We start from the raw sequence: 26,693 nt of genomic DNA on the forward strand, positions 1-26,693 counted from the left end.
ATGCGCAAGACCATCGATTTCCTGCTGGGCGACTGGCTGGCCGTGACCAGCCTGGTGCAGCGCGAGCGCTTCGCCGACCACTCGGCCGAGACCTTCACCCAGGTGCTCGACACCTGCGAGCGCATCGCGCGTGAAAAATTCGCGCCCTTCAATCGGCTGGTCGACACCGAAGAGCCGCGCGTCGAGGGCGACAAGGTCGTCCTGCCGCAGGCGACGAAGGATGCCTGGGACGCCTACGCCGCATCGGGCATGCTGTCCGCGGCGCAGGACGATGACATCGGCGGCATGCAGTTGCCCTACACCGTGGAGGCAGCGGCCAACGCCTTCTTTGCGCGGGCCTCGGTGAGCATCAACGCCAGCCTGCTGTCGGTGGGCAATGCCAACCTGCTGATGAAGCACGGCACCGAGGTGCAGAAGCGCGTGTTCGCGCTCAACGAGTTCTCGGGCCGCTGGTCGGGCACCATGTGCCTGTCCGAGCCGCAGGCCGGCTCCAGCCTGTCGGACGTGGCCACGCGTGCCACGCCGGACGGCGAGGGGGCGGAGGCTGATCCCCTGGGTCCGCGCTTTCGCCTGCGCGGCAACAAGATGTGGATCTCGGCCGGCGAGCACGAACTCACCGAGAACATCGTGCACCTGGTGCTGGCCAAGATCCCGGGACCGGACGGCCGGCCGATCTCCGGCACCAAGGGCATCTCGCTGTTCATCGTGCCCAAGCACCTGGTGGATGCCGACGGGCGCCTCACCGGCCAGCGCAACGACGTGGCGCTGGCCGGCCTGAACCACAAGTGCGGCTGGCGCGGCACCACCAACACGCTGCTGAACTTCGGCGAAGGCCGGTACACGCCCGGCGGCCAGGCCGGCGCCATCGGCTACCTGGTGGGCCAGCCGCACGAGGGTCTGCGCTGCATGTTCCACATGATGAACGAGGCCCGCATCGGCGTGGGCATGGCCGCCACCATGCTGGGCATGGCCGGCTACGAAGCCTCGCTCGACTACGCGCGGCAGCGGCCGCAGGGCCGGTCGATCGGCCCCGCGGGCAAGGATCCGGCGCAGCCGCAGATCCCGATCATCCAGCACGCCGATGTGAAGCGCATGCTGCTGGCGCAGAAGGCCTATGCCGAAGGCGCGCTGGCGCTCGAGCTGTACTGCGCGCGGTTGGTCGACGAACTGCACACCGGCGAGGCCGCGGCGGCGGCCGAGGCCTTGCTGCTGCTGGAGGTGCTGACGCCCATCGCCAAGAGCTGGCCCAGCGAGTGGTGCCTGGAGGCCAACAGCCTGGCCATCCAGGTGCATGGCGGCTATGGCTACACGCGCGACTTCCCGGTGGAGCAGTACTGGCGCGACAACCGCCTGAACATGATCCACGAGGGCACGCACGGCATCCAGGGCCTGGACCTGCTGGGCCGCAAGGTGGTGATGCAGGGCGGTGCGGGCCTGAAGCTGCTGGCCGGCAAAGTGAGCGACACCATCCTGCGCGCCGGCCAGGTGCCCGGCCTGGCGGAGCAGGGCGCCACGCTGGCCGCGGCCTTGCAGCGGCTGGGTGCGGCCACCAAGTCGGCCTGGTCCACCGGCCTGCCGGAGGACGCGCTGGCCAATGCGACGCCCTACCTGCAGGCCTTTGGCCATGTGGTGCTGGCCTGGGTGTGGCTGGACGTGGCGCTCGCCAGCCAGGCGCGCCTGGCCCACGCAGTGGCCGACGAGCCCTTCCATCGCGGCAAGCTGCAGGCCTGCCGATACTTCTACGACTACGAACTGCCCAAGGTCGACGCCTGGCTGTCGGTGGTGGCCAGCCGCAACCCCACCTGTCGCGAGATGCGCGACGACTGGTTCTGAAAGGTCAGCCCATGAGCACGAATGTCCGGCAATTGTTCGACCTCACCGGCCGCACGGCCCTCGTCACCGGCGGCTCGCGCGGCCTGGGCCTGCAGATGGCCGAGGCGCTGGGCGAGGCCGGCGCGCGGCTGATGCTCACCTCGCGCAAGGCCGCCGACCTGGAAGAGGCCGTGGCGCTGCTGTCGCAGAAGGGCATCGACGCGCGCTGGGTGGCCGCCGATGCCAGCGACCCGGCGCAGGCGCAGAAGGTGTGCGCCGAGACGCTGGAGCGCATGGGCCCGGTCGACATCCTCGTCAACAACGCCGGGGCCGCCTGGGGGGCGCCGGCCGAGGAGCATCCGCTGGAGGCCTGGGACAAGGTGATGAACCTCAACATCCGCAGCCTTTTCGTGTTCAGCCAGGCCATCGGCCGCATGAGCATGATCCCGCGCCGCCATGGCCGCATCATCAACCTGGCCTCGATCGCCGGGCTGGGCGGCAACCCGGCGGGCATGGAGACCATCGCCTACAACACCAGCAAAGGTGCGGTCGTCAACTTCACGCGGGCGCTGGCGGCCGAGTGGGGCGAGCACGGCATCACCGTCAATGCCATCGCGCCGGGCTTCTTTCCCAGCAAGATGACCCGCGGCACGCTCGAGCGCGTGGGCGAGGAAACGCTGGCCGCGCATGCGCCGCTGCGGCGCCTGGGTGACGACGACGACCTGAAGGGCGCCACGCTGCTGTTCGCGTCGCAGGCCGGCAAGCACATCACCGGCCAGGTGCTGGCCGTCGACGGCGGTGTTTCCTGCGTCACCGGGGGCTGAGCCGGATGACGCGCCGCCCCAAGCTCGAATTTCCGATGCGGGTGCCCTTCGTCGAATCGCTGGGCCTCGAACTGGTGGCCATGGGCGACGGCGGGGCCGAACTGCGCGTCACGCTCACCGACCGCCACCACAACACCTGGGACGTGGCGCATGGCGGCGTGGTGATGACCATGCTCGACGTGGCCATGGCCATCGCCGCGCGCAGCGGCCATCCCGGGGGCACGGCGGTGGCCACCGTCGAGATGAAGACCAGCTTCATGCGCCCGGCGGAGGGGCAATTGCGCGCCCTCGGCAAGTTGCAGCACCGCACCGCGACACTGGCCTTCTGCGAAGGTTCGCTGTTCGACGACCGCGGCGCGCTGTGCGCCACGGCCACCGGCACCTTCAAGTACCTGCGCGGCTTGCCGGCGCGCGGCCGCGTCACTGACCCATCTCTCACCCCGACACCGAATTCACCCACCGACACCCCCGAGGATCCGACATGAGCCCACTCGTCAACAAGCAGATCGTGCTGGCCTCGCGCCCGCAGGCCGAACCCAGCGCCGACAACTTCCGGCTGGTCGAGGCGCCGGTGGCCGAGCCGGCCGAGGGCCAGGTGCTGGTGCGCAACCACTACCTGAGCCTGGACCCGTACATGCGCGGCCGCATGAACGACGGCAAGAGCTACGCGCAACCGCAGCCGCTGGACCAGGTGATGATCGGCGGCACGGTCGGCGAGGTCGTGGCGTCGCGCAACCCCAACTTCGCGGTCGGCGACAAGGTCGTCGGCATGGGCGGCTGGCAGCACTACCTGCTGGTCGACGGCCACCAGCGCGGCGTGCTGCAGAAGGTGGACACCACCCACATCCCGCTGTCGGCCTACCTGGGCGCGGTGGGCATGCCCGGCGTCACGGCCTGGTATGGCCTGGTGCGCATCATCGCGCCCAAGGCCGGCGAGACGGTGGTGGTCAGCGCCGCCAGCGGTGCGGTCGGCGGCGTGGTGGGCCAGCTGGCCAAGGCGCGCGGTGCGCGCGTCGTGGGCTTTGCCGGCGGCGCCGACAAGTGCCGCTATGTCGTCGACGAGCTCGGCTTCGACGACTGCATCGACTACAAGCAGCACCCCGACGTGAGGGCGCTGTCGGCCGCGCTGAAGGCGGCTGCGCCCAATGGCGTCGACGGCTACTTCGAGAACGTCGGCGGAATGATCCTCGATGCGGTGATGCTGCGCGCCAATGCGTTCTCGCGCATCGCCATGTGCGGGATGATCAGCGGCTACAACGGCCAGCCGATCCCGATGTCGGCGCCGCAGCTCATCCTGGTCAACCGCATGCGCATCGAGGGCTTCATCGTCAGCGAGCACATGGCCGACTGGCCCGAGGCGCTGAAGGAACTGGGCACCATGGTGGCCACCGGCCGGCTGAAATACCGGGAGACCGTGGCCGAGGGCATCGAGGCTGCGCCCGAGGCCTTCCTGGGGCTGCTGAAGGGTCGCAACTTCGGCAAGCAACTCGTCAAGCTGATCTGAGCGGCGGCCGGCGCATGGACCTGGCCTGGACCTGGCAGCGCTTCGCCGAACTCGGCGTGGATGGTGTCTACGACATGCTGGCCTTGCGCGCCAAGGTCTTTATCCTCGAGCAGGGGCCGTACCTCGACCCCGACGGCCTCGACCGCCAGGCCTGGCACCTGCTGGGCCGCGACGGCGAGGGCGAGTTGCGCGCCTACCTGCGCGTGGTCGACCCTGGCGCCAAGTACGACGAGCCGTCGATCGGCCGCGTGGTGGTCGACAAGGCACTGCGCGGCAGCGGTGCCGGCCATGCGCTGGTGGCCGAGGGCGTCGCGCGCTGCGTCCAGGCCTGGCCGGGGCAGGGCATCCGCATCAGCGCGCAGGCGCACCTGCAGGGCTATTGCGGCCGGCACGGCTTCGTCACCGTGGGGGACGGTTATCTCGAAGACGACATCCCCCATGTGCAGATGTGGAGGCAGCCATGAGCATCATCACCCATGAGGTGCTGAACCAGAGCACGCCGCTCGTCGGCGCCAACCTGTACACCGGCAACCGGGCGCTGTGCGATGCGCTGCGCTTCAACCACCCGGCGGTCGACGAGGCGCGCTTCGCGGCCATCGGCGCCGAGATGGGCTCGGCGGCGATGCAGCAGCATGCGCGGCTGGCCAACACCTTCCAGCCGCAGTTGCGCAGCCACGACCGCTTCGGCCACCGCATCGACGAGGTCGAGTTCCACCCCAGCTACCATGCGCTGATGGCCTCGGCCATGCGCCTGGGCCTGCACGGCACGCCGTGGACGGCGGGGCCGGGCGGGCACCTCGACCGCGCCGCTGCGTTCATGCTGTTCACCGAGGCCGAGCCGTCGATCCTGTGTCCGATCTCGATGACCTACGCGGTGACACCGGCCTTGCGCGCCAATGCCGCGATCACCGCCGACTGGGGCCCCGGCCTGGCCAGTGCGCGCTACGACGAGCGCGTCCTGCCCTTCGGCCAGAAGGCCGGCCTGACCATGGGCATGGGCATGACCGAGAAGCAGGGCGGCTCGGACGTGCGCGCCAACACCACCCGCGCCGAGCCCGACGGGCAGGACGCGTGGGGACGGCGCTATCGCGTCACCGGCCACAAGTGGTTCTTCTCGGCGCCGATGTGCGACGCCTTCCTGGTGCTGGCACAGACCGGCAGCGGCCTGAGCTGCCTGTTCCTGCCGCGCTGGCGGCCCGACGGCACGCTCAACGCGCTGCACATCCAGCGCCTCAAGCACAAGCTGGGCAACCACGCCAATGCCAGCTCGGAGGTCGAGTTCCACGGCGCCGAGGCCTGGCTGGTCGGTGACGAAGGCCGCGGCGTGCCGCAGATCCTGGCGATGGGCGCGATCACGCGCCTGGACTGTGCGCTGGGCACCGCCGGGCTGATGCGACAGGCGCTGTCGCTGGCGCTGCACCACACGGCGCAGCGCCAGGCCTTCGGCAAGCGCCTGATCGAGCAGCCGATGATGCGCAACGTGCTGGCCGACCTGGCACTCGAGAGCGAGGCCGCCACCGCGCTGGCGCTGCGGCTGGCCCGCGCGGTCGACCGCAGCGAGAACGGGCAGGACCCGAGCGGCCACGAGGCGCTGATCCGCCGCGTGCTCACGCCGATCGCCAAGTTCTGGGTCTGCAAGCGCGGCAGCGCCTTCGCGCAGGAGGCGATGGAATGCCTGGGCGGCAACGGCTATGTCGAGGAGGCGGGCGAGGGCGTGATGGCCCGCATCTACCGCGAGATGCCGCTCAACTCGATCTGGGAAGGCGCCGGCAACATCATGGCGCTGGACCTGCTTCGCGCGCTGCGCACCGGCCCGGTGGCCGACGCGCTGGCGCACGAGATGGCGCCGGCCCAGGGCGCCCACCCGGCGCTCGATGCCATGCTGGCCCGTGTGCTGCACGGGCTGGACTGTTACCCCGGCGGCGCCACCGACGAGGCGCAGGCCCGCCGCCTGGCCCGCGACACCGCACTGGTGCTGCAGGCCGCACTGCTGCGGCAGCATGCCACCGACGCGGTGTTCGCCGCCTTCTGCGCCTCGCGCCTGGACGACCGAAGCGATGTCTTCGGCGCCTTGCCGGCAGGCTGTGATCTCACCGCGCTGATCGACCGCGCCCAACTTCAACCCGGAGCCTGACGATGGCCGATTTGATCCTGCACCATTACCCGAACTCCCCGTTCGCCGAGAAGGTGCGGCTGATGCTCGGCTTCAAGCGCCTGCCGTGGCGGTCGATCTTCATCCCCACCGTCATGCCCAAGCCCGACGTCGTGGCGCTGACCGGCGGCTACCGCAAGACGCCGCTGCTGCAGGTGGGTGCCGACGTTTACTGTGACACCGCATTGATCGCCCGGGTGCTCGAGGCGCTGGCGCCGCAGCCGACGCTGTGCCCGGCCTCGGCACCGCTCAGCGGGCCGCTGGCGCAGTGGGCCGACAGCGTGCTGTTCTGGTGTGCCGTCACCTGGGCCATGCAGCCGGCGGGCGCGGCGGCCATCCTGGGCGCGCAGGCCACGCCCGAGGTGATGAAGGCCTTCGCCATCGACCGCGCGGCCTTCGCCGGCACGATGCGGCGCATGACCCTGGCCGACGCCACCGTGCAGCTTCGCACGCACCTCGCCGCGCTCGATGCGCAGCTGGCGGCGGGCGGGCCCTGGCTGCTCGGCGCCGCGCCCTGCGTGGCCGACTTCTCGGTGGCCCACGCGCTGTGGTTCATCCGCCTGGCCGGGCCGATGGCGCAGGTGTTGGCGCCGCATGCCGCGCTGGGCGCCTGGCTCGACCGCATGCTCGCCATCGGCCACCACCTGTCGTCGCCGATGTCCAGCACCGAGGCGCTGGCGGTGTCGGCCGCCGCCGCAGGCCATGCCGCCACGGCGGTGGGGGCCGACCTCGGCTTCGACGCCGGGCAGGCGGTGGTGGTGAACGCGATCGACTACGGCACTGACCCGGTGGCCGGCACGCTGGTCGGCCTGTCGGCCGACGAGGTGGTGCTGCGCCGCAGCGACGAGCGCGCGGGCACGGTGCACGTGCACTTCCCGCGCATCGGCTTTCAGATCAAGAAGGAGACCCCGCAATGACCAGCTTCAAGGGCCGCACCGCGGTCATCACCGGCGCCGCGTCGGGCTTCGGCCTCGAGTGCTCGCGCATCGCCGCCCGCGAGGGCATGAACGTCGTGATGGCCGACGTGCAGCACGACGCGCTGGCGCTGTCCGCCGACGAGGTGCGGGCGATTGGCGCCGAGGTGCTGCCCCTGCACGTGGACGTGTCGCAGCCCGACGAGGTCGAGGCGCTGGGCACGGCCACCCGCGAGCGCTTCGGCGTGCCGCACTTCGTGTTCAACAACGCCGGCGTCGGTTCCGGCGGCCTGATCTGGGAGCACAGCCTGAAGGATTGGCAGTGGGTGCTCGGCGTCAATCTGTGGGGCGTGGTGCACGGCGTGCGCGTGTTCACGCCGATGATGCTGGAGGCCGCCGCGGCCGACCCGTCGTACCAGGGCCACATCGTCAACACCGCGTCGATGGCCGGGCTGCTGAATCCCCCCAACATGGGGGTCTACAACGTCAGCAAGCACGCGGTGGTGTCGCTGAGCGAGACGCTGTACCAGGACCTGTCGCTGGTGACCGAACAGGTGCATGCCCATGTGCTGTGCCCCTACTTCGTGCCCACCGGCATCCACGCCAGCCACCGCAACCGGCCCGAGGCCATGAAGGACGCGGCCGCGCGGCCCACCCGCAGCCAGCTGATCGCGCAGGCCATGAGCGACAAGGCCGTCACCAGCGGCCGTGTCACCGCGGCCGAGGTGGCGGGCAACGTGTTTGCCGCGATGCGCAGCAACAGCTTCTACATCTACAGCCACCCGAAGGCGCTGGCGGCGGTGCAGACGCGGCTCGAAGACATCATGCAGGTGCGCAACCCGACCGACCCCTTCGCCGACAAGCCCGAGCTCGGCGTGCAGTTGCGCCAGGCGCTGCGCGGGGCATAGTGCAGTGTTCGACACTGTGCAGCACATAAGACCGCGTCTTTGCCGCCCCGGCGTTGTTGCAAATCCTCGCGATGCCACTGGGCATCGCTGTGGTTTGCGCCTAGCCAGGACGACAAATCCATCGGTCTTCTTAAGTGCTGCACAGCATCGAACACTGCACTAGGGCACGATCGGAGCGGCTCCTTTCGGCGGCCTGCGCGAGATCAGGGCGGCAGCCAGGCCCGGGCCGACATCGCCATCACCGCATCGAGGCCGCCCATCGGCTCGGCCAGCAGCCGCGCGGCCGGCAGGTCGGGTTCTTCCAGCGATTCGACCAGCCCCAGGTAGCCCGCCCATGGCCCGTCGCGCTGCAGCAAGGCGCGCTCGGCGTCGCCTGGCAGGTGCAGCGAGGTCAGCGCGTCGGCCAGGCTGATCTGCATCAGCAGCGGCAGCACCGACCCCAGCCCCATCAGGTACAGGCTGCCGGGCGTGGGTTCGCCGGCGGCGCGGCCGAAGGATTCGAGCAGGCGCGCGCGGGCGATGGCCAGCGCCTGCAGCGTGGCGGCCGCCGGGCGCGGCGGCGACATGCGCACCAGCAGGCCCGACACCCAGTGGTACAGCGCGTCGCGCCCCAGCACGGCGACCGCCTGTTCGATCGACGCCAGGGCGTGCCCGCGTGACACGCCCGGGCTGTTCAGGTGCTGAAGCAGGCGCACGCTCAGCGCCGCATCCTGCTTGATCTCGTTCACCACGGCCGCCGTGTCGTCGTCGCGCACCAGCCGGTTCAGCAACTGCATCAACCGGCGTGCCTGTGGCGGCAAGGCCCGCAGCTCGCGCGGTTCGGTCCCGATCCGCACCGCGCTGCCGGCCCACAGCGCGCCCGACCGCAGGGCCGCCTCGAGGCCGTCGACATCGTCCAGGTCAGGCGCCACCCAGGCCACGCCGTGGCGCGGCACGGTGATGTGGCTGAGGATGAAGTCGGGCGCCAGCCCGGCCACAGGAGGTTCGTCCTCGCGCCAGCCGATGCGTGCCCCGGCCTTGCGCCACGCCGTGACGGACGCGACCATGGCCGAGGCTTCCTCGCGCGTGGCCACTGCGCCCAGGGCCAGTTGCAGGCCCTGGGCCGGTCCGTCGGGCGACACCAGCGGCAACCACGAGGCCGGCAGCTCGGCATACGCAAAGTGCCCACCTTGCGCGCAGCGGCGCATCGCGGCCAGCAGCACGTGCACATGGGCGCGGATGGCCAGGTCTTCGCCGCGCACCTGCAGCCGGTTGACGATCGCCTGGCCGAGGTGGAACTCGAAGCCGGCGACCGCACCTTCCGGGTTCACGAGCGGCCGGCGCGCACCCACCACGGTGCTCTGCGCCGATGGATCGGGGCGCACCACCGGCGGCGCAGACGGCATCGCCGCCACCGTCGGCGCCCGGCGGGGCACCGGCTTGGCGCCAAACCACCGGCCAATCAGGGATTGCAGTTGCAGCATCACGCAGCTCCAGGGGTTCAACCGCGCGCACCATGGATGGGCGCCTTCGCGTCAGGCCGTGCAATGCCTTGTCGTGAGCACGAACCGGGCCGGCCGAGGCGTCCTGCCGCGGCCCTTGTCACGATGTCGGCCGCTACAGCGCCGGCTTGAGGCCGATCGGACATTTCCCCTGCGCGGCACCGTGAAGCTGGCACAGCGTGGCGTCGCGCACCCCTGTGGCAAACTCGCGCGCTTTCCCTGGCCGGCCCCGCCGCCGGTCCCTGCGCCTTGGACAAGATCCTTCTGCAAATCGCCGCCGAACTCAAGGCGGCCCCGCGCCAGGTGGCTGCCGCGGTCGAACTGCTCGATGGCGGCGCCACGGTGCCGTTCATCGCCCGCTACCGCAAGGAGGCCACCGAAGGCCTGGACGACATCCAGCTGCGTGAGCTCGAGGCCCGCCTGGGCTACCTGCGCGAGCTGGAGGACCGCCGCGCCGCCGTGCTGCGCAGCATCGACGAGCAGGGCAAGCTGACGCCCGAACTGCGTGCGGCCATCGAGGCCGCGCCCACCAAGCAGGAGCTGGAAGACCTGTACCTGCCCTACAAGGTGAAGCGCCGCACCAAGGGCATGATCGCCCGCGAGGCCGGGCTGGAGCCGCTGGCCGACCGGCTGTTTGCCGACCCGACGCTCGACCCGCTGGTCGAAGCCACGGGCTTCCTCAACCCGGAGGCCGGATTCGGCGACGTGCACGCGGTGTGCGACGGCGTGCGCGACCTGCTGTCCGAGCGCTGGGCCGAGGACGCCGCGCTCGTCGGCAAGTTGCGCACCTGGCTCTGGGACGAGGGCATGTTCCAGTCGCGCATCGCCGACGGCAAGGACCCCGACCACGCCGACCAGGCCAAGTTCCGCGACTACCACGACTACCTCGAACCGATCCGCACCGTGCCCTCGCATCGCGCGCTGGCGGTGTTCCGCGGCCGCTCGCTCGAGATCCTGGACGCCAAGCTGGTGGTCGACGAAGAACTCGTGCCGGGGCAACCCACGCTGGCCGAGGGCCGCATCGCGGTGCACCTGGGCTGGGGCCATGCCAGGCGCCCGGCCGACGAGCTGATCCGCAAGACCGTGGCCTGGACCTGGAAGGTCAAGCTCTCGCTGAGTCTGGAGCGCGACCTGTTCACCCGCCTGCGCGAGTCGGCCGAGGCCACGGCCATCAAGGTCTTTGCAGAGAACCTGCGCGACCTGCTGCTGGCCGCGCCGGCCGGCAAGCGGGTGGTGATGGGCCTGGACCCCGGCATCCGCACCGGCGTGAAGGTGGCGGTGGTCAGCGACACCGGCAAGGTGCTGGCCACGTCCACCGTCTACCCGCACGAGCCGCGCTGCGACTGGGAAGGCTCGCTGCACACCCTGGGCCGCCTGTGCGCCGAGCATGGCGTCAACCTGATCGCCATCGGCAACGGCACCGCCAGCCGCGAGACCGACAAGCTGGCGGGCGACCTCGTCAAGCGCCTCGCGGCCATCGCGCCCGACCGCGTCATCGACAAGGTGGTGGTCAGCGAGGCCGGCGCCTCGGTGTACTCGGCCAGCGAGTTTGCGAGCAAGGAACTGCCCGACCTGGACGTGAGCCTGCGCGGCGCGGTGTCGATCGCCCGCCGCCTGCAAGACCCGCTGGCCGAGCTGGTGAAGATCGACCCCAAGAGCATCGGCGTCGGCCAGTACCAGCACGACGTCAACCAGTCCGAGCTGGCGCGCACGCTGGGCACGGTGGTGGAAGACTGCGTCAACAAGGTCGGCGTCGACCTGAACACCGCGTCGGCGCCGCTGCTGTCGCGCGTGTCGGGGCTGAGTGCGGCGGTGGCTGCGTCGATCGTGCGTTGGCGCGACGCCCACGGTGCCTTCCGCAGCCGGCAGCAGCTGCTCGACGTGGCCGGCCTGGGCCCCAAGACCTTCGAGCAATCCGCGGGCTTCCTGCGCATCCGCGGCGGCGACAACCCGCTCGACTTCAGCGGCGTGCACCCCGAGACCTACCCGGTGGTGCAGCGCGTGGTCGAGAAGCTGCAGCGGCCGGTGTCCGACCTGATCGGCCGGTCCGACGTGATCCGCACGCTCGACCCGGGGGCCTTCGCCGACGAGCGCTTCGGCGCCATCACGGTGAAGGACATCTTCGCCGAGCTCGAAAAGCCCGGCCGCGACCCGCGCCCCGACTTCAAGGTGGCGCGCTTCAACGACGGCGTCGAGGACCTGAAGGACCTGCAGCCCGGCATGGTGCTCGAGGGCACGGTGAGCAACGTGGCGCAGTTCGGCGCCTTCGTCGACCTGGGCGTGCACCAGGACGGGCTGGTGCACGTGAGCCAGCTGGCGCACAAGTTCGTCAACGACGCCCGCGAGGTGGTCAAGACCGGTGACATCGTCAAGGTCAAGGTCCTGGAGGTCGACCTGGCGCGCAAGCGCATCGCGCTGACGATGAAGCTCGACGCCCAGCCGCCGCGGCCGGGTGGGGCGGGCAAGGGCGACAACGCCTTCAAGCCGGCCGGGCGCGAACAGCGCCACGGCGGGCCGCGTGGCCCCGCGGCGCAGCCGTCGGCGCAGGGCGCGATGGCGGCGGCCTTCGCCAAGCTCACGCCCAAGCGCTGACCTTGCGTTGAAGGCGCTGCAGGTCTTCGCCGGTCCGCGCGCCAGGCTCTGGCTGCGGGAGCGCGGACTGCGGCCGGCCGACGTGCGCGTCATCCCGGCGGCGGCCGGCGGGCCGAAGGGCCTGGTGCTGAACCCGCTGGACCGCTTCATCTTCGGCCAGTGGCTGGCCGGCAGCACGCACACCGTGCACCTGCTCGGCGCGTCGATCGGCGCGTGGCGCATGGCCAGTGCCGCGCTGGCCGACCCCGACGCTGCGCTGGCCCGCATGGCCGACGACTATGTGCATCAGCACTACGACCATGCCCCGGGGCGGCAGCCCGAGGCGCGCCATGTAAGCGAGGTGCTGGGTGCCCAATTGCACCGCTGCTTCGACGGCCGCGAGGCCGAGGTACTGGGCCACCCGCGCTTCCGGCTGCACCTGTTCACCAGCGCCGGCCGCGGCCTGCTGCGCCGCGAGGGCCGCTGGCGCACGCCGGCGGGTTATGCGGCGGCCTTCGCGGCGAACCTGCTCGGGCGACAGGGCCTGGGCCGCTGGCTGGAGCGCGTGGTCGTGTCCGATGCGCGCGACGAACTGCCGTTCCCGCTGACCGATTTCCACACCCAGCGCGTGGCCCTGTCGGCGTCGAACCTGGTGCCCGCCGTGCTGGCCAGTTGCTCGATCCCGTTCTGGCTGCAGGCGGTGCACGACCTGCCCGGCTCGCTGCCCGGGGCGCACTGGGACGGTGGCATCACCGACTATCACCTCCACCTCGGCTATGCGGCGATGACCGACGGCCTGGTGCTGTACCCGCACTTCCAGCCCCGGCTGGTGCCCGGCTGGCTCGACAAGTCGCTGACCCGCCGACACCGGGCCACCGCGGCGCTCGACAACGTGGTGCTGCTGGCGCCGCACCCCGACTGGGTGCGCACGCTGCCCGGCGGCAAGCTGCCCGACCGGTCGGACTTCAAGGCCTTCGGCGATGACCTGGCCAGCCGGGTCGCGGCCTGGGGCGGGGCGGTCCAGCGCAGCCAGGAACTCGCCGACGAGTTCGCTGCGCTGGTGCAGCGCCCGTCGATCGACGCGCAACCGCTGCCCTGAAACCTTTCTTTGCGTTGGCCGGCATCAACCGAGGACGGCCGTCGTGCGTTGACGGGTCGAGGTGCCGGGGTAGGCCCGGTGCCGCATCGGTCGGAGGACCAGCCATGAAGAACATCGCATCCCGTGTGGCCCTGATCGCCGCGGTCGCCCTGCTGGGCGCCTGTGCTCAGGTCCAACCCATCAACGACCGGCCTCCGGTGTACTCGTCGTCTCGCCCTGCCGCGGTGGAGTATGGGGTGGTCAGCGCCATCGAGCGTTTCCGTGCCGACGAGCAGGTGTCGGGGGGCGGCGCGCTGGCCGGCGGTGTGGCCGGTGCCGTCATCGGCCGCCAGTTCGGCGGCAGCAGCGAAGGGCGCGCGATGGGCACCTTCATCGGCGCCGTCGCAGGCGTGCTGCTGGGCAACCAGATCGAGAAGCAGCACAACGGCCAGCGGGCGGGGGTGCGCATCTCGGTGCAACTCGACGGGGGCGGTCAACGCAGCTTCGACTACGCCCAGGCCGGCGACCTGCGCGTGGGTGACCGGGTGCGGGTCGAAGGCCACCAGATCGCCCGCATGTGAATCGGCGTGGCATAGAATCCCGCCATCCTCAATCCACAAGGGCGAGAAAGGCATCATGGTTCTGACACCGCGAACTACGTTGTTCGCCACCGACCCCTAGTCGGCCGCGCTGTCACGCCTGTTCGCCACTTTCCCTTCGTCGAACACACTCAAAGCGCGGTTGTCACCGCGCTTTTTTGTTGCCCGAATCGTTCTGCCTGCTGCCGGAGTTGCCCATGATCACGATCACCCTACCCGATGGTTCGAAGCGCGAGTTCGCGCAGCCGGTCACCGTGTCCGAGGTGGCCTCGTCGATCGGTGCCGGCCTGGCCAAGGCGGCGCTGGCCGGTCGCGTGGGGCAGGGCGACGACGCCCGGCTGGTCGACACCAGCCATCGCATCGAGGCGGATTCGGCGCTGGCCATCGTCACCGACAAGGACGCCGACGGCCTGGAACTGATCCGCCATTCGACGGCCCACCTGCTGGCCTACGCGGTGAAGCAGTTGTTCCCCGAGGCCCAGGTCACCATCGGCCCGGTCATCGAGAACGGCTTCTACTACGACTTCGCCTACAAGCGGCCCTTCACCCCGGAGGACCTGGCGGCCATCGAGTCGCGCATGGCCGAACTGGCCCGCAAGGACGAGCCCGTGGTGCGCCGCGTGCTGCCCCGCGACGAGGCGGTGGCGTATTTCAAGGGCCTGGGTGAGCACTACAAGGCCGAGATCATTGCCAGCATCCCGGCCGACCAGGATGTGTCGCTGTACAGCGAGGGCAGCTTCGAAGACCTCTGCCGCGGCCCGCACGTGCCCAGCACCGGCCGCCTGAAGCACTTCAAGCTGATGAAGGTGGCCGGCGCCTACTGGCGCGGCGACCAGAAGAACGAGCAACTGCAGCGTGTCTACGGCACGGCCTGGGCGACCAAGGACGACCTGCAGCAGTACCTGCGCATGCTCGAAGAGGCGGAGAAGCGCGACCACCGGCGCCTGGGGCGCGAGCTGGACCTCTTCCACCTGGACGAGTACAGCCCCGGCATGGTGTTCTGGCACCCCAAGGGCTGGACGGTGTGGCAGGCGGTGGAGCAGTACATGCGGCAGGTGTACCGCGACAACGGCTACCAGGAGGTGAAGGGCCCGCAGATCCTCGACCGCGCGCTGTGGGAGAAGTCTGGCCACTGGGAGAAGTACCGCGACGCGATGTTCACCACCGAGTCGGAGAAGCACGACTACGCGATCAAGCCGATGAACTGCCCCGGGCACATCCTGATCTTCAAGCAGGGCATCAAGAGCTACCGCGACCTGCCGCTGCGCTATGGCGAGTTCGGCAACTGCCACCGCAACGAGCCCACGGGCGGGCTGCACGGCATCATGCGCGTGCGCGGCTTCACCCAGGACGACGGCCACATCTTCTGCACCGAGGACATGATCCTCGACGAGTGCGTGGCCTACACGGCCCTGCTGCAGAAGGTGTACCGCGACTTCGGCTTCACCGAGATCATCTACAAGGTGGCCACGCGGCCGGCAGCGCGCATCGGCAGCGACGAGATCTGGGACAAGGCGGAGCACGCGCTGATCGAGAGCTTGCGGCAATCCGGCTGCGAGTTCGTGATCGCGCCGGGCGACGGGGCGTTCTACGGCCCGAAGATCGAGTACACGCTGAAGGACGCCATCGGCCGGCAGTGGCAGTGCGGCACCATGCAGGTCGATTTCTCGATGGCCCAGCGGCTTGACGCCGAGTACGTGGCTGAGGATGGCGCCCGCCACCACCCGGTGATGTTGCACCGCGCCATCGTCGGCAGCCTGGAGCGTTTCATCGGCATCCTGATCGAGCAGCATGCCGGCGCACTGCCCGCCTGGCTGGCTCCGGTGCAGGTGGTGGTGACAAGCATCACCGATTCACAGGCCGACTATGTTGCTGCAGTAGCGAAATCGCTGCAAAAACAAGGAGTTAGAGTCACGACTGATTTGCGGAACGAAAAGATCACGTATAAAATCCGCGAGCATTCGCTGCAAAAGGTCCCGTACATCCTTGTCGTCGGCGACAAGGAGAAGGCAAGCGGAACCGTTGCCGTGCGCGCCCGAGGCAATCAGGATCTGGGTGTGATGCCCTTGGACGACTTCGCCATGAAGCTCGCCACCGACATCGCGAACAAGTCCTGAACGCTGTCTCTGGCGCGCGCTTTCGTTTTCCTAGAGCCCGTTGCTTGCCTTGGGGCTGTGGCATAGACCTTGGATGGTCTGAAGGGGTTTGAACCATCGCTACTTTTCTCGATCGCCGGTTGCCCAATGTCGAGCGCAAGCATCGGCTCAATCGCGAAATCCTGGCGCCGAACGTGCGTCTGAACGGTCTCAACAACGAACCGTTGGGCATCGTCACCATCCAGGAAGCGTTGCGGCTGTCCGGCGAGGCGGATGTCGATCTGGTGGAGATCGCTGCCACGGCCGATCCTCCGGTGTGCCGGTTGATGGACTACGGCAAGTTCAAGTACCAGGAACAGAAGAAGGCCGCCGAGGCCAAGTCGAAGCAGAAGGTCATCGAGGTCAAGGAAGTCAAGTTCCGCCCCGGTACCGACGACGGCGACTACAACATCAAGATGCGCAATCTGCGGCGATTCATCGCCGAGGACGGCGACAAGGGCAAGGTCACGCTGCGCTTCCGGGGCCGCGAGATCACCCACCAGGACATCGGCATGCGCATGCTGGAGCGCATCCGCGACGAACTGGCCGACGTGGCCATCGTCGAGCACATGCCCAAGCTCGAAGGGCGCCAGATGATCATGGTGCTGGCACCGAAGAAGAAGTAACAGAACCGCCGGCTTCGGCAGCGAAGCCGGTCTGACGAATTTCCCGCCTCGGTTTGGTCACCGGGGCCCATGGGAAACAGCTGCTGCAGGCCGTACAAGTGCCGCCGCACCCGCGGAGGCCGCCTGCAGGAGCAACTTAGAAGGAGCAGTCATGCCCAAGATGAAGACCAAGAGCGGCGCCAAGAAGCGTTTCCGCGTCCGTCCGGGGGGTACCGTCAAGCGCGGTCAGGCGTTCAAGCGCCACATCCTCACCAAGAAGTCCACCACCCGCAAGCGCCATCTCCGTGGCGTGGTCGCGGTGCACGAGACCAACATGGGCCACATGGCGCAGATGCTGCCATTCGCCGGCCTGTGATCTAGAGACGGACAAAGGAGCTATCTATGCCTCGCGTCAAACGTGGTGTCACCGCCCGCGCACGTCACAAGAAGGTCCTGGCCCTGGCCAAGGGCTACCGCGGCCGCCGCAAGAACGTCTTCCGCATCGCCAAGCAGGCGGTGATGAAGGCAGGCCAATACGCCTACCGTGATCGTCGTACCCGCAAGCGTGTCTTCCGCCAGTTGTGGATTGCCCGTATCAACGCCGCCGCGCGTGGTCTGGGCATCACCTACAGCAAGTTCATGGCCGGCCTGAAGAAGGCCTCGATCGACATCGACCGCAAGATGTTGGCCGAACTGGCCGTCAACGACCCGGCTGCCTTTGGCAGCATCGTTGCCAAGGTGAAGGCCCAGCTCGCTTGAAGACGGCATCTGTCGGCCCTGAGCGGGTCGACGGATGCATCCAGGCATTCGAAGGTCGTCACCTGTGGGCGACCTTTTTTCGTTTCTGAACCGACCATGAACGACCTCGACCAACTGGTGGATCAGGCGAGCGGCGACTTTGCACGCGCCACCACGCCTGCGGCACTCGAAGACGCCAAGGCCCGCTACCTCGGCAAGGCGGGGCAGGTGACCGACCTGCTCAAGCGCCTGGCGGCGCTGCCTGCCGACGAAAAGAAGGTGCGCGGCGCCGAGATCAACCAGGTCAAGCAGCGCATCGAGGCGGCGCTGCAGGCGCGCCGGCAGGCGCTGGCCGAGGCCGAACTCGACGCGCAACTGAAGGCCGAGGCGCTGGACGTCACGCTGCCGGGGCGCCGTCGCGGGCCGGGCGGGTTGCACCCGGTGTCGCGCTCGATGGAGCGCATCGAGGCCATCTTCGGCTCGATGGGCTTCGATGTGGCCGACGGTCCCGAGATCGAGGACGACTGGTACAACTTCACCGCGTTGAACACGCCGGAAGACCACCCGGCGCGCTCGATGCACGACACCTTCTATGTCGACACCCGTGGCCCGCGCGGCGGCCACCTGCTGCGCACGCACACCAGCCCGATGCAGGTGCGTTACGCGGTGCAGCACGTCAAGCGCCATGCCGGCAGCGCACAGATGCCCGAGATCCGCGTCATCGCGCCCGGCCGCACCTATCGGGTGGACAGCGACGCCACGCACTCGCCGATGTTCCACCAGTGCGAAGGCCTGTGGATCGGCGAGAACGTCAGCTTCAAGGACCTGAAGGCGGTGTTCGCCGACTTCTTCCGCCACTTCTTCGAGACCGACGACCTGCAGATCCGGTTCCGGCCGTCGTTCTTTCCGTTCACCGAGCCGTCGGCCGAGGTCGACATCGCCTTCGCGTCGGGTCCGCTCAAGGGCAAATGGCTCGAGGTGGCCGGCTCCGGCCAGGTGCATCCGAACGTGGTGCGCAATTTCGGGCTCGACCCCGAGCGCCACATCGGATTCGCCTTCGGCATGGGGCCCGACCGCCTGACGATGCTGCGCTACGGCGTCAACGACCTGCGCCTGTTCTACGAAGGCGACCTGCGCTTCCTGTCGCAGTTCAAGTGACCGACATCGACTGACCAGACCATGCAATTCCCTGAATCCTGGCTGCGCGCGTTCTGCAACCCGCCCATCGGCACCACCGAACTGGCCGACCTGCTCACCATGGCCGGCCTCGAAGTGGAAGAACTGCGCCCGTTCGCACCGGCCTTCACGGGGGTCGTCGTCGGCGAGATCGTCGAGGCCGAACAGCACCCCAACGCCGATCGCCTGCGCGTGTGCCGCGTCGACGCCGGTCCGCATTCGAAGGATGGCCCGCTGCAGATCGTCTGCGGCGCCCCTAACGCGCGCGTCGGCATCCGGGTGCCCTTGGCACTGGTCGGTGCCGAGTTGCCGCCGGGCGACGACGGCAAGCCCTTCCGCATCGCACTGGGCAAGCTGCGTGGGGTCGAGAGCCAGGGCATGCTGTGCTCGGCCCGCGAACTGAAGCTCAGCGACGACCATGGCGGCCTGCTGGAACTGGCCGCCGACGCGCCGCTGGGCGCGGACATCCGCGCCCACCTGGCCCTGGACGACACGCTGTTCACCCTGAAACTCACGCCCAACCTGGCGCACTGCCTCAGCGTGCACGGCATTGCGCGCGAAGTGTCGGCACTGACCGGCACGCCGATGGCGGTCGAGGCCATCCCGCCGGTGCCCGTGCGCCACGATCAGCGCTTGCCGGTGCGCATCGAGGCGCCCGATCTGTGCGGCCGCTTCTCCGGCCGAATCGTCCGCAACGTCGACACCCGTGCCAAGACGCCCGCGTGGATGGTCGAGCGGCTGGCACGCTGTGGCCAGCGTTCCGTCACCGCGCTGGTGGACATCTCCAACTACGTGATGTTCGAGTTCGGCCGGCCGTCGCACATTTTCGATCTGGACAAGATCCACGAGCACCTCGAGGTGCGTTGGGGGCGCCCGGGCGAATCGTTGAAGTTGCTCAACGGCACCACCGTCGAAGTCGACGCCCAGGTTGGCGTGATCGCCGATGCACAGGCCGTCGAATCGCTCGCCGGCATCATGGGCGGTGACGCCACGGCGGTGTCCGACGACACCCGGCATGTCTATGTCGAGGCCGCGTTCTGGTGGCCGCAGGCCATCGCCGGGCGCTCGCGCCGATTCAATTTCTCCACCGACGCCGGGCATCGTTTCGAGCGCGGCGTCGATCCGGCGCAGACGGTGGAGCACATCGAGCGCATCACCCAGCTGATCATCGACATCTGCGGCGGCGAGGCCGGCCCCATGGATGACCAGCAGGTGCGCATGCCCGAGCGTCCGCCGGTGGCGATGCGGGTGGCGCGCGCCGCCAAGGTCATCGGCATGCCGGTGACACAGGCCGATTGCGCGCAGGTGTTCCAGCGCCTGGGCCTGTCCTTCACCGAGGAGCCCGGTCGACTGGTCGTCACGCCGCCGAGCTGGCGTTTCGACCTGCAGATCGAGGAAGACCTGATCGAGGAGGTCATCCGCATCATCGGCTACGACAAGCTGCCACTGACCGCACCGGTGGCGCCGGTGACGGCGCGCACCCGCGTCGAATCGCAGCGCGGTGCCTTCGCCGTGCGCCATGCGCTGGCCGGGCTGGACTACCAGGAAACGATCAACTTCAGCTTCGTCGAGGCCCGCTGGGAGCACGAACTCGCCGGCAACGCCGACCCGATCCAGGTGCTGAACCCGATCGCCGCGCCCTTGTCGGTGATGCGGTCCAGCCTGATCGGCAGCCTCGTGCAGGTGCTGCGCCATAACCTGGCCCGCAAGACGCACCGCGTGCGGGTGTTCGAGATCGGCCGCGTGGCCCGCCGCGACGCCAGTGTGGTGGCGGGCGACATCAGCGTGGACGGGGTGAGCCAGCCGATGCGCGTCGGCGGCCTGGCCTACGGGTCGGCTGACCCGGCGCAATGGGGCCTGCGCGAGCGGCAGGTCGACTTCTTCGACCTCAAGGGCGACCTCGAGGCCTTGCTGGCGCCGCGACAGGTCCGCTTCGAGCCCGTCCAGCACCCGGCGCTGCACCCCGGCCGCTGCGCCCAGCTGTGGGTCGACGGACAGCCGGCCGGTGTCGTCGGCGAGTTGCACCCGCGCTGGCGCCAGGGCTACGAACTGCCACACGCGCCGGTGGTCTTCGAGCTCGACCTTGGTGTCGTCTGCCTGCGCGACGTGCCGGCCTTCCAGCCCATCGCGCGCCATCAGCCGTCTTGGCGCGATCTGGCCCTGGTGGTGGGTGAGGCGACGACACACGACGCACTGACCGCCGCGCTGCGCGACGACCCGATGGGGCTGGTGCGCGACACCACCCTCTTCGATGTGTACCGTCCGGCGTCGGCGGTGGCCGACCTGGGCGCAGGCGAGCGCAGCCTGGCGGTGCGGCTGGAACTGCTCGACCTGGAGGCGACGCTCACCGACGAGCGCATCGAGGCGGCCGTCGCTGCCGCCATCGACCGTGCAAAGACACGCGTGGGCGCGCGTCTGCGGGGGTGATCCTCGGCTGTTCACAAGAGACAATCACCATGATGAGCAACGAGGACACGACCCCCGACCGCGTGATCCTGCCGTCCCTGGAGACGCCGACGCTGACCAAGGCCGAGCTGGCGGAGCTGTTGTTCGAACGGCTGGGGCTGAACAAGCGCGAGTCGAAAGACATGGTCGAAGCGTTCTTCGAACTGGTCCACGACAGCCTGGTCAAGGGCGACGACGTCAAGCTCTCGGGGTTCGGCAACTTCAACATCCGGCGCAAGGCGCCTCGACCGGGCCGCAACCCCCGCACGGGCGAGGCCATCCCCATCGAGGCGCGCAACGTCGTCACCTTCCACGCCAGCCACAAGCTGAAGGCGATCGTGCAAGGAGATACACCGATCGACGAGGACTTCGAGTAAAGTCTAACTTTGCTCGCACACCTCGTTGATTTCAATGGAGAAACCGCTTCCCGCCATTCCGGCCAAGCGTTACTTCACAATTGGTGAGGTCAGCGACTTGTGCGGCGTGAAGCCGTACGTTCTGCGCTATTGGGAGCAGGAGTTCACCCAACTCAAGCCGATGAAGCGCCGCGGCAACCGCCGCTACTACCAGCACCACGAGGTGCTGTTGATCCGCCGGATCCGCGAGTTGCTTTACGATCAAGGTTTCACGATCAGCGGCGCGCGCAATCAACTCACAGAACTCAGTGCCGCGCGCAGTGCAGAACTCTCTGATGCCCTGCTGGTTGACGGCGTCGACGATGAGGCCCTCCTGGCTCCCCTGGGAGAAATGCCCTTGCCGGAGGTGATCGAACTCGACCCCTCGCAGTTGCGTGCCGAGTTGCTGTCGATTCGCGAGATGCTCAGCGTCTGAACATCAACTTGCCGCTATAATGATGAGCTTCGTCGGGGTGTAGCGCAGCCTGGTAGCGCACTTGCATGGGGTGCAAGGGGTCGCGAGTTCGAATCCCGCCATCCCGACCAAAGAAATCAACGGGTTAGCTCTCACAAGGAGCTAGCCCGTTTCCCTTTCTGGCCCGCCGGCAACAGAATGGGCAACAGAATTCAGCCGCCTAGGTGGCCCGTGCCTTTGCACGTCAGTGCTCTCGGCCGTCGGTGTTGCGTCAAAGCAGCACTTTGTCGAGATGGCGCCCACCGAACATGCGACCGAATGCCTGCACGAGCGCGTCGTCTCGCTGTGCCTCGCAGAGCATGATCGCCCGCTGCAGTTGCCGGTAGGTCCGGTGGTGCATTCCTTTGGGTCGCCGCCCGCCCTTGTCGAGCCGGCCCTCCAACTTCCATTGAAGCCGCCATGCCCGGCCGATGGCGTCGTCGCTCTTGCTGGCGTAGGTCAGGTTGCCGCAGTTTCGGCACATGAACCGGCCGCGCACCATGTACAGCACGGCAACCCGCCGTGCGCAGAGCGGACAACAGAACCACGCCCGTGACCCGCCGTAGGTGCAGGGCGTGGCCATGGTGGCGACGAAGTCGGTTTTCGGATCTCCGTTGTGGCTGTAGCGAAGGTGAAGCCCGCCGGCCGTCGTGGCCACGCTGATCGACCCGACAGGTTCGCCGGTGCGGCCACTGGTCCACTGCCAGGTGAAGTAGGCCCCGTTCAGCAGCTTCTGACGGGCCAGCGCGCGCACGTCGAAGCGCAGGCAGTGCTCGGCCTTCACGTGCTGGCCGGGTCGGCCCGCTCCCGATCTTGATCCTCCCTTGCCCATTCCAGCCGCTCCCACAGAATCCGAAATCATCAGCAAAGTTGCCGCCCACCAAGCACGCTACCTGTGCGCAGCGGACGGCAGAAACTCCCCGGGGAATGCACCGCAGATGGCAGGTCTATACAGGACTCCATTGCGTGCAGTAGGGCGGCCCGACGCAAGCCCGCCCATAGCGCCAGTTCCTGCAGTAGGCGGCCCCTCGCTACTGCAGCGCGTGGAGCTATCCGGGGGGGCCGGTTGCAGCGAATGCAGTAGCGGTAGCGCCGACGATGCGGGTGATGGTCGGCGTGGTCTGCAGCTTCTTCTGATAGGCGTAGGCCTCGAACCCGTTGGGGCCGAAGTCGTGCTTCGGACTCGGATTCAGCGGCCGCCACGTCAGCGCGTAGAGACTGCACAGGTTCGGCCGCCGGCCCTTGCGCATCTCCACGATGAACCCGGCCGCCAGCAGTTCCTTCTTCGCCTTGTTCAGCGTCGTCTCGCTGTTCCAGCCGCGCGGGTGCATCAGCTTCCACGCGGCCGCCAGGTCGCCGTTGTTGTGGCCGGTGTACTGCGCGCCCAGGTCCACCAGCAACTTCACTGCCCAGGGCGACAGCGCGATGAACAGCGGCGAGTTGTACGCCGAGCGAGGGATTCCGACGAAGTGCTCACCGAACCCGCCGCCGCGTTGCTTGCCGGTGTGTCGTCGTGCAGTCCCGCGTGTCACGGCATCAGGCCCTGCAGCGAGTCTTGGGCCGCACCGATGGCCCTAGATGCCCTGTTGAGGGCGCCCAGGGCTTCGGGCGGGTCGCCGCCAACAACACGATTGGCCGCGTACCTGAGTGCGTACCTGGCCTCCTGTACAGCCCAGTAGGCGGCCTGTAGCCCAACGTCGGGGGATCGGTGAGAATCGCTCTGCTTTCTTTCCTCGGCCTTCTGTGCGTCTTGTGCGCCGGGGGCCGTTTCTTTTTGGGTGGCGTCGGTGTTGTCAGGCGGCATGACGCACCTCGCGCACCAGCATGTAGTTGCCGACCCGGTGAGGCCTCCCGGCCTCGGTCACGACAGTGACCCAGTGCGTGATGATGTTGTGGCCGGCGGCCCGCAGTTGAAGGACTCGGGCCGGGCAGTGGTACACGTCGAGATTGCGGCTCGCCTCGAACGTGTTGAGCATGTACCCGCGCTGCAGTATTTCGAGCACGCGGGCGCATTGGGCCTTGCTGTCGGTGCCGGTGAACATCTCGCGCGCCTCCGCCAAGGCGGCCAACTTGTCGGTGTTGATGGAATCGTTCATTCCGCCACCTCGCTGGCCAGGGCCTGCAGGAACCGTTGCGCTTCTTCACCACGAACGCGGGTGCAGCGCTTGCCGAGGCGAATCACTTTCAGTTCGCCGGCCTTGATCCGTTGGTAAATGCTGGTCTTGCCGAGGCCGCTCAGGTCTTGCAGCGTCTTGAGTTTCAGCAGCGCGCTGGAGATTTGAGCTGCGTGCAGTGGTTGGCTTGTGGCGACTCGCGGTTTGATCTTCGCCTTTGAACTAGGAGGATTGACTACGGACATTTGTGTCTCACGTCGGTTGAACATGACGTGATTCCAGCGCAGTCATCATTCCCACGAGCGCAATTGCGAACGCGCGATGCGCAATTGCCGTTCGTCTATGTCGATCGCCTTTCCAGCGCATCAGGCACGCGCTTGAGCCATTCCTCAACGGTTCGCTGACCTAGCTTCACCCCGACTGCCGCAGCGGAATCAACGATGGCTGCCGCTGCTTTTGAAGGGCGCGAGATATCGAACTTCGCTTCTCGTGCAATGGTGCCAACTATGCAAAGCAAAGTCGTTCGTTCCTTAGTCGCAAGTGGTGCGTCATCGGAAGCTGGCTCGGCTTCGATCTGCGTGCCGACGGAGTCACCAGTGGCCTCGCGGGGCGGCGACTGTTCTTTCGTAGTTGCGAAAGTGCGAATCGCCGGCATGGGAACGCCGGCTTCCTCGAAGAACTTGGCCAGATCCCTGCGGAGCCACCCGCCCACATAGCCGTAACCGTCTTCAAGCCAAGCGGCAGTCGATGTGGGGTCTTCTTGGATACCGACATTCGCGTCGTGAAAGATGTCGCACGACCATGGGTCTTCAAGCACGTGGAAGTCTTGGCGTTCGCGGTTGAACAGAAACATTGGTAGGCCATCAAGCTCCTTCTGGTGTCGTATGAACCAGCCGGCGGCTTGGTGAGGTTTCACCTGCTCCTGCTCGCAGAGTGCGGCAAGCAATTCGCCGCCTCCAACGAACTCAGCGTCCACAAATGCAATTTCAGCGGCAATGCCCATGCGCCCCTCGCGCACCCCCGGAAGAATCGCCGCGCCAGCCCGCCAGGGTCGCGGGTTTTCGGATGGCCGTCCTAGGCGCAGCGAAACCTATTCTCTACGCTGCGCGAGCCGTGTCGATAGCCACGACGTTGGAGATCTCGGCGGAGTGACCTGTGAGGGCGTCCAGCTTGGCGCCGAGGGCATCGAAGGCGCGAGCTTGTTCCTCGGGGCGCCGGTTGCGGATGTAGATCCGGCGGACACGGCTCTCGATCACGTGGTTGAGGCATTCGTCGATCACGTCACCGCTGATCCCCAGGGCGGCCATCGTCGTGGCGGCGGTGCGCCTCAAGTCGTGCGCAGTCCAGCGGCCGCCCGCCAAGGTCAGGGAGTCGGTGAGCGCCGTTCGGCGCGTCAATTGCCGGTCGGCCGTGCGCTGCCGGTCGGCCAGTTGCTTGCCGAAACTCTTGATGCAGACCGGGCCAGTCTGCGCCGTGTTCGGGAACACCCAGGGCACAGGCTCGCCGTCGTCGGTCGTTTCCTTCAACGCGGCCAGCAGGTCGAGGTGCCGCCTTGCGAATGCGGACAGGTGGATGGTGTGGTCACGGCCGTTCTTCGTCTCGGGCAGGTGCCACGTGCCGGCGTCGAGGTCAATGTCGGTCCATCGGGCGTTCATGAGTTCGCCGACACGCGCGCCGGTGGCGAGGATCAACCACACGGCGGCGGTGCTGCGCTTGTTCATGCGTGAGTCGGGCAGGGCGGCCGCCAGCGCCTTGATTTCGTCGTCGCTGAGGGTGCGCTCGCGCTCGGATTCCTGGCCGCCAGCGTCGCGCTTGGTCACGGTGTCGAGTGGGTTGCGCTCCACGATCTGGCGCACCAGGGCGAACCGGAACATCTGCTTCAGACCGGACAGGAGTACGTTTGCCGTGCGCAGCCTGCCGGCGGCCGTGGCGTCGTCGAGCGCGCGCAGCAGGTCGGCGCGGGTCACTGCGGCGGCCGTCACGTCGCCGAGGGCCGGAAAGATTCGGCGCTCGAACTGCAGACGGATGTACTCGCCGCCGTCCTTGCGGCCCCGGCGTTTCCCGTCCTTGCCCACGTGCGGCGCCAGTTCCACGAGCGCCCAGTGATCGAACAGGGCGCGCAGCGTGACCCGGCGGCGCGCGGCGTCTTGCTCGGCCTGATCCTGCGCATGGCGGGCCTGAATCTCGCGCTTGCGCTCGGCACGGGGGTCCACGCCAGTGGACCGCAGATCCCAAAGCCGCGACGCCTCCGCCCGCGCGAGCGCAAGGTTCTTCGACGGGTAGCTCCCGGCCGGGTCATCCGGGAACATCCGGTGCCACTGCTGCGCGCCGGTGGCGGGGTTGGTGAGGCGCAGATACCAGTAGGCGCCGGCCTCGCGCTTGCGCAGGTACAGCCCGCCGCCGTCGTGCAGAGGGCCGGCGTCGGGGCCGTCCATGTAGGCCTTCACGCTGACGGCTGTCAGCTTTTTGAGCTTCGCGGTTCTGGCCATGCGCTACCCCTTGCACCAAACTCCCGGCAACAGAACCGGCAACAGAATTCTGGCGGTTGGTGGCGGACAACGCTAGCCCTCGGCGAACGATCCACTAGGCTAAGATATTGATTCAGAAGGGTAGTTTTGCCGTCTGTGTGGTCGCTGGCGAACGCTGAAAAACCGGTTATTTATTGCATGGGGTGCAAGGGGTAGCGAGTTCGAATCCCGCCATCCCGACCATTGATCACAACGGGCCAGTCCTCACAAGGGGCTGGCCCGTTTCCTTTGGTGCGGCCGATCCAGGGCCGTCAGGAGCC

Annotated in this window: 26 protein-coding genes and 1 tRNA gene; 20 read left to right on the forward strand and 7 right to left on the reverse strand. The window is 68.2% G+C overall.

What is annotated here, in order from left to right:
* Genes EOINJALH_RS18650 through EOINJALH_RS18685 form a run of 8 tightly spaced genes read left to right on the forward strand, consistent with a single transcriptional unit; the run spans position 1 to position 8,114 of the window.
* Positions 1-1,833: an acyl-CoA dehydrogenase gene (locus tag EOINJALH_RS18650; RefSeq protein ID WP_088282820.1), complete on the forward strand. Its 1,833-nt coding sequence runs from the start codon at positions 1-3 to the stop codon at positions 1,831-1,833.
* 11 nt (positions 1,834-1,844) lie between these two features.
* Entirely contained in the window at positions 1,845-2,636 is a 792-nt protein-coding gene (locus tag EOINJALH_RS18655; protein WP_088282822.1) for an SDR family oxidoreductase, read from the forward strand.
* Between the two features lie 5 nt (positions 2,637-2,641).
* Positions 2,642-3,121 carry a PaaI family thioesterase gene (locus EOINJALH_RS18660; RefSeq protein ID WP_088282824.1) on the forward strand — a complete coding sequence of 160 codons (480 nt, stop codon included), beginning with the start codon at positions 2,642-2,644 and terminating at the stop codon, positions 3,119-3,121.
* Positions 3,118-4,140: an NADP-dependent oxidoreductase gene (locus EOINJALH_RS18665; RefSeq protein WP_088282826.1), complete on the forward strand. Its 1,023-nt coding sequence runs from the start codon at positions 3,118-3,120 to the stop codon at positions 4,138-4,140. Before EOINJALH_RS18660 ends, EOINJALH_RS18665 begins: the two co-directional genes overlap by 4 nt.
* A 14-nt stretch (positions 4,141-4,154) precedes the next feature.
* Entirely contained in the window at positions 4,155-4,604 is a 450-nt protein-coding gene (locus EOINJALH_RS18670; protein WP_088282828.1) for a GNAT family N-acetyltransferase, read from the forward strand.
* Positions 4,601-6,274, forward strand: coding sequence for an isovaleryl-CoA dehydrogenase (locus EOINJALH_RS18675; protein ID WP_088282830.1), 1,674 nt, complete (start codon positions 4,601-4,603; stop codon positions 6,272-6,274). The genes EOINJALH_RS18670 and EOINJALH_RS18675 overlap by 4 nt, the downstream gene beginning before the upstream one ends.
* A 2-nt stretch (positions 6,275-6,276) precedes the next feature.
* Positions 6,277-7,209, forward strand: coding sequence for a glutathione S-transferase family protein (locus EOINJALH_RS18680; protein WP_088282832.1), 933 nt, complete (start codon positions 6,277-6,279; stop codon positions 7,207-7,209).
* Positions 7,206-8,114 carry an SDR family oxidoreductase gene (locus EOINJALH_RS18685; protein ID WP_088282835.1) on the forward strand — a complete coding sequence of 303 codons (909 nt, stop codon included), beginning with the start codon at positions 7,206-7,208 and terminating at the stop codon, positions 8,112-8,114. The genes EOINJALH_RS18680 and EOINJALH_RS18685 overlap by 4 nt, the downstream gene beginning before the upstream one ends.
* A gap of 203 nt (positions 8,115-8,317) precedes the next feature.
* Here EOINJALH_RS18685 and EOINJALH_RS18690 read toward each other — a convergent pair whose 3' ends face one another.
* Complete coding sequence (locus EOINJALH_RS18690; RefSeq protein ID WP_088282837.1) at positions 8,318-9,577, reverse strand: HDOD domain-containing protein; 1,260 nt, start codon at positions 9,575-9,577, stop codon at positions 8,318-8,320.
* Positions 9,578-9,844: 267 nt separating this feature from the next.
* Between EOINJALH_RS18690 and EOINJALH_RS18695 the strand changes: the two genes are divergently transcribed.
* The 12 genes from EOINJALH_RS18695 (at position 9,845) to EOINJALH_RS18750 (ending at position 21,883) form a co-directional block, all read left to right on the forward strand.
* Complete coding sequence (locus tag EOINJALH_RS18695) at positions 9,845-12,187, forward strand: Tex family protein (RefSeq protein WP_088282839.1); 2,343 nt, start codon at positions 9,845-9,847, stop codon at positions 12,185-12,187.
* A 7-nt stretch (positions 12,188-12,194) separates the two neighbouring features.
* Positions 12,195-13,265, forward strand: coding sequence for a patatin-like phospholipase family protein (locus EOINJALH_RS18700; protein ID WP_088282841.1), 1,071 nt, complete (start codon positions 12,195-12,197; stop codon positions 13,263-13,265).
* 104 nt (positions 13,266-13,369) lie between these two features.
* A complete protein-coding gene (locus EOINJALH_RS18705; protein ID WP_088282843.1) occupies positions 13,370-13,825 on the forward strand; it encodes a glycine zipper 2TM domain-containing protein in 456 nt (151 codons plus the stop codon).
* 215 nt (positions 13,826-14,040) lie between these two features.
* Complete coding sequence (gene thrS, locus EOINJALH_RS18710) at positions 14,041-15,960, forward strand: threonine--tRNA ligase (RefSeq protein WP_088282975.1); 1,920 nt, start codon at positions 14,041-14,043, stop codon at positions 15,958-15,960.
* Between the two features lie 95 nt (positions 15,961-16,055).
* On the forward strand, positions 16,056-16,604 hold the full coding sequence (gene infC, locus EOINJALH_RS18715; RefSeq protein WP_234413927.1) for a translation initiation factor IF-3: 549 nt from the start codon (positions 16,056-16,058) through the stop codon (positions 16,602-16,604).
* 151 nt (positions 16,605-16,755) lie between these two features.
* The gene (gene rpmI, locus EOINJALH_RS18720; RefSeq protein ID WP_088282847.1) at positions 16,756-16,959 is read left to right on the forward strand and encodes a 50S ribosomal protein L35; all 204 of its coding nucleotides are present in this window, start codon (positions 16,756-16,758) and stop codon (positions 16,957-16,959) included.
* A 26-nt stretch (positions 16,960-16,985) separates the two neighbouring features.
* On the forward strand, positions 16,986-17,342 hold the full coding sequence (gene rplT, locus EOINJALH_RS18725) for a 50S ribosomal protein L20 (protein WP_088282849.1): 357 nt from the start codon (positions 16,986-16,988) through the stop codon (positions 17,340-17,342).
* Positions 17,343-17,438: 96 nt separating this feature from the next.
* Positions 17,439-18,479: a phenylalanine--tRNA ligase subunit alpha gene (gene pheS, locus EOINJALH_RS18730; RefSeq protein ID WP_088282851.1), complete on the forward strand. Its 1,041-nt coding sequence runs from the start codon at positions 17,439-17,441 to the stop codon at positions 18,477-18,479.
* Between the two features lie 21 nt (positions 18,480-18,500).
* Positions 18,501-20,924: a phenylalanine--tRNA ligase subunit beta gene (gene pheT, locus EOINJALH_RS18735; protein ID WP_088282853.1), complete on the forward strand. Its 2,424-nt coding sequence runs from the start codon at positions 18,501-18,503 to the stop codon at positions 20,922-20,924.
* A 29-nt stretch (positions 20,925-20,953) separates the two neighbouring features.
* Positions 20,954-21,319 carry an integration host factor subunit alpha gene (locus EOINJALH_RS18740; RefSeq protein WP_234413922.1) on the forward strand — a complete coding sequence of 122 codons (366 nt, stop codon included), beginning with the start codon at positions 20,954-20,956 and terminating at the stop codon, positions 21,317-21,319.
* Positions 21,320-21,353: 34 nt separating this feature from the next.
* The gene (locus tag EOINJALH_RS18745) at positions 21,354-21,773 is read left to right on the forward strand and encodes a MerR family transcriptional regulator (RefSeq protein WP_088282855.1); all 420 of its coding nucleotides are present in this window, start codon (positions 21,354-21,356) and stop codon (positions 21,771-21,773) included.
* A 33-nt stretch (positions 21,774-21,806) separates the two neighbouring features.
* Positions 21,807-21,883 (forward strand) — tRNA-Pro (locus EOINJALH_RS18750).
* Between the two features lie 140 nt (positions 21,884-22,023).
* Here the strand turns inward: EOINJALH_RS18750 and EOINJALH_RS18755 are convergent.
* The 6 genes from EOINJALH_RS18755 to EOINJALH_RS18770 form a co-directional block, all read right to left on the reverse strand.
* The gene (locus EOINJALH_RS18755; RefSeq protein ID WP_088282857.1) at positions 22,024-22,575 is read right to left on the reverse strand and encodes a hypothetical protein; all 552 of its coding nucleotides are present in this window, start codon (positions 22,573-22,575) and stop codon (positions 22,024-22,026) included.
* Positions 22,576-22,840: 265 nt separating this feature from the next.
* On the reverse strand, positions 22,841-23,323 hold the full coding sequence (locus EOINJALH_RS18760; RefSeq protein ID WP_158219809.1) for a hypothetical protein: 483 nt from the start codon (positions 23,321-23,323) through the stop codon (positions 22,841-22,843).
* Positions 23,324-23,584: 261 nt separating this feature from the next.
* Positions 23,585-23,887 carry a helix-turn-helix domain-containing protein gene (locus EOINJALH_RS18765; protein WP_088282861.1) on the reverse strand — a complete coding sequence of 101 codons (303 nt, stop codon included), beginning with the start codon at positions 23,885-23,887 and terminating at the stop codon, positions 23,585-23,587.
* A complete protein-coding gene (locus EOINJALH_RS31300) occupies positions 23,884-24,174 on the reverse strand; it encodes an AlpA family transcriptional regulator (RefSeq protein ID WP_144290085.1) in 291 nt (96 codons plus the stop codon). Before EOINJALH_RS31300 ends, EOINJALH_RS18765 begins: the two co-directional genes overlap by 4 nt.
* A gap of 71 nt (positions 24,175-24,245) precedes the next feature.
* Positions 24,246-24,908 (reverse strand): hypothetical protein, encoded by a 663-nt coding sequence (locus EOINJALH_RS31305; RefSeq protein WP_144290086.1) that lies wholly within the window; start codon positions 24,906-24,908, stop codon positions 24,246-24,248.
* Positions 24,909-25,002: 94 nt separating this feature from the next.
* The gene (locus tag EOINJALH_RS18770) at positions 25,003-26,394 is read right to left on the reverse strand and encodes a site-specific integrase (RefSeq protein WP_088282863.1); all 1,392 of its coding nucleotides are present in this window, start codon (positions 26,392-26,394) and stop codon (positions 25,003-25,005) included.
* Positions 26,395-26,693 lie beyond the last annotated feature (299 nt).

This window comes from Ideonella sp. A 288 (assembly GCF_002198735.1).
Taxonomy (GTDB): Bacteria; Pseudomonadota; Gammaproteobacteria; order Burkholderiales; family Burkholderiaceae_C; genus Pseudaquabacterium.

What these genes read in the sequence shown, in the direction of transcription:
- EOINJALH_RS18650 (WP_088282820.1), top strand. Translation starts at nt 1, where the DNA reads ATGCGCAAGACCATCGATTTCCTGCTGGGCGACTGGCTGGCCGTGACC.
- EOINJALH_RS18655 (WP_088282822.1), top strand. Translation starts at nt 1,845, where the DNA reads ATGAGCACGAATGTCCGGCAATTGTTCGACCTCACCGGCCGCACGGCC.
- EOINJALH_RS18660 (WP_088282824.1), top strand. Translation starts at nt 2,642, where the DNA reads ATGACGCGCCGCCCCAAGCTCGAATTTCCGATGCGGGTGCCCTTCGTC.
- EOINJALH_RS18665 (WP_088282826.1), top strand. Translation starts at nt 3,118, where the DNA reads ATGAGCCCACTCGTCAACAAGCAGATCGTGCTGGCCTCGCGCCCGCAG.
- EOINJALH_RS18670 (WP_088282828.1), top strand. Translation starts at nt 4,155, where the DNA reads ATGGACCTGGCCTGGACCTGGCAGCGCTTCGCCGAACTCGGCGTGGAT.
- EOINJALH_RS18675 (WP_088282830.1), top strand. Translation starts at nt 4,601, where the DNA reads ATGAGCATCATCACCCATGAGGTGCTGAACCAGAGCACGCCGCTCGTC.
- EOINJALH_RS18680 (WP_088282832.1), top strand. Translation starts at nt 6,277, where the DNA reads ATGGCCGATTTGATCCTGCACCATTACCCGAACTCCCCGTTCGCCGAG.
- EOINJALH_RS18685 (WP_088282835.1), top strand. Translation starts at nt 7,206, where the DNA reads ATGACCAGCTTCAAGGGCCGCACCGCGGTCATCACCGGCGCCGCGTCG.
- EOINJALH_RS18690 (WP_088282837.1), bottom strand. Translation starts at nt 9,577, where the DNA reads ATGCTGCAACTGCAATCCCTGATTGGCCGGTGGTTTGGCGCCAAGCCG.
- EOINJALH_RS18705 (WP_088282843.1), top strand. Translation starts at nt 13,370, where the DNA reads ATGAAGAACATCGCATCCCGTGTGGCCCTGATCGCCGCGGTCGCCCTG.
- thrS (WP_088282975.1), top strand. Translation starts at nt 14,041, where the DNA reads ATGATCACGATCACCCTACCCGATGGTTCGAAGCGCGAGTTCGCGCAG.
- rpmI (WP_088282847.1), top strand. Translation starts at nt 16,756, where the DNA reads ATGCCCAAGATGAAGACCAAGAGCGGCGCCAAGAAGCGTTTCCGCGTC.
- rplT (WP_088282849.1), top strand. Translation starts at nt 16,986, where the DNA reads ATGCCTCGCGTCAAACGTGGTGTCACCGCCCGCGCACGTCACAAGAAG.
- pheS (WP_088282851.1), top strand. Translation starts at nt 17,439, where the DNA reads ATGAACGACCTCGACCAACTGGTGGATCAGGCGAGCGGCGACTTTGCA.
- pheT (WP_088282853.1), top strand. Translation starts at nt 18,501, where the DNA reads ATGCAATTCCCTGAATCCTGGCTGCGCGCGTTCTGCAACCCGCCCATC.
- EOINJALH_RS18740 (WP_234413922.1), top strand. Translation starts at nt 20,954, where the DNA reads ATGATGAGCAACGAGGACACGACCCCCGACCGCGTGATCCTGCCGTCC.
- EOINJALH_RS18745 (WP_088282855.1), top strand. Translation starts at nt 21,354, where the DNA reads ATGGAGAAACCGCTTCCCGCCATTCCGGCCAAGCGTTACTTCACAATT.
- EOINJALH_RS18765 (WP_088282861.1), bottom strand. Translation starts at nt 23,887, where the DNA reads ATGAACGATTCCATCAACACCGACAAGTTGGCCGCCTTGGCGGAGGCG.
- EOINJALH_RS31300 (WP_144290085.1), bottom strand. Translation starts at nt 24,174, where the DNA reads ATGTTCAACCGACGTGAGACACAAATGTCCGTAGTCAATCCTCCTAGT.
- EOINJALH_RS31305 (WP_144290086.1), bottom strand. Translation starts at nt 24,908, where the DNA reads ATGGGCATTGCCGCTGAAATTGCATTTGTGGACGCTGAGTTCGTTGGA.
- EOINJALH_RS18770 (WP_088282863.1), bottom strand. Translation starts at nt 26,394, where the DNA reads ATGGCCAGAACCGCGAAGCTCAAAAAGCTGACAGCCGTCAGCGTGAAG.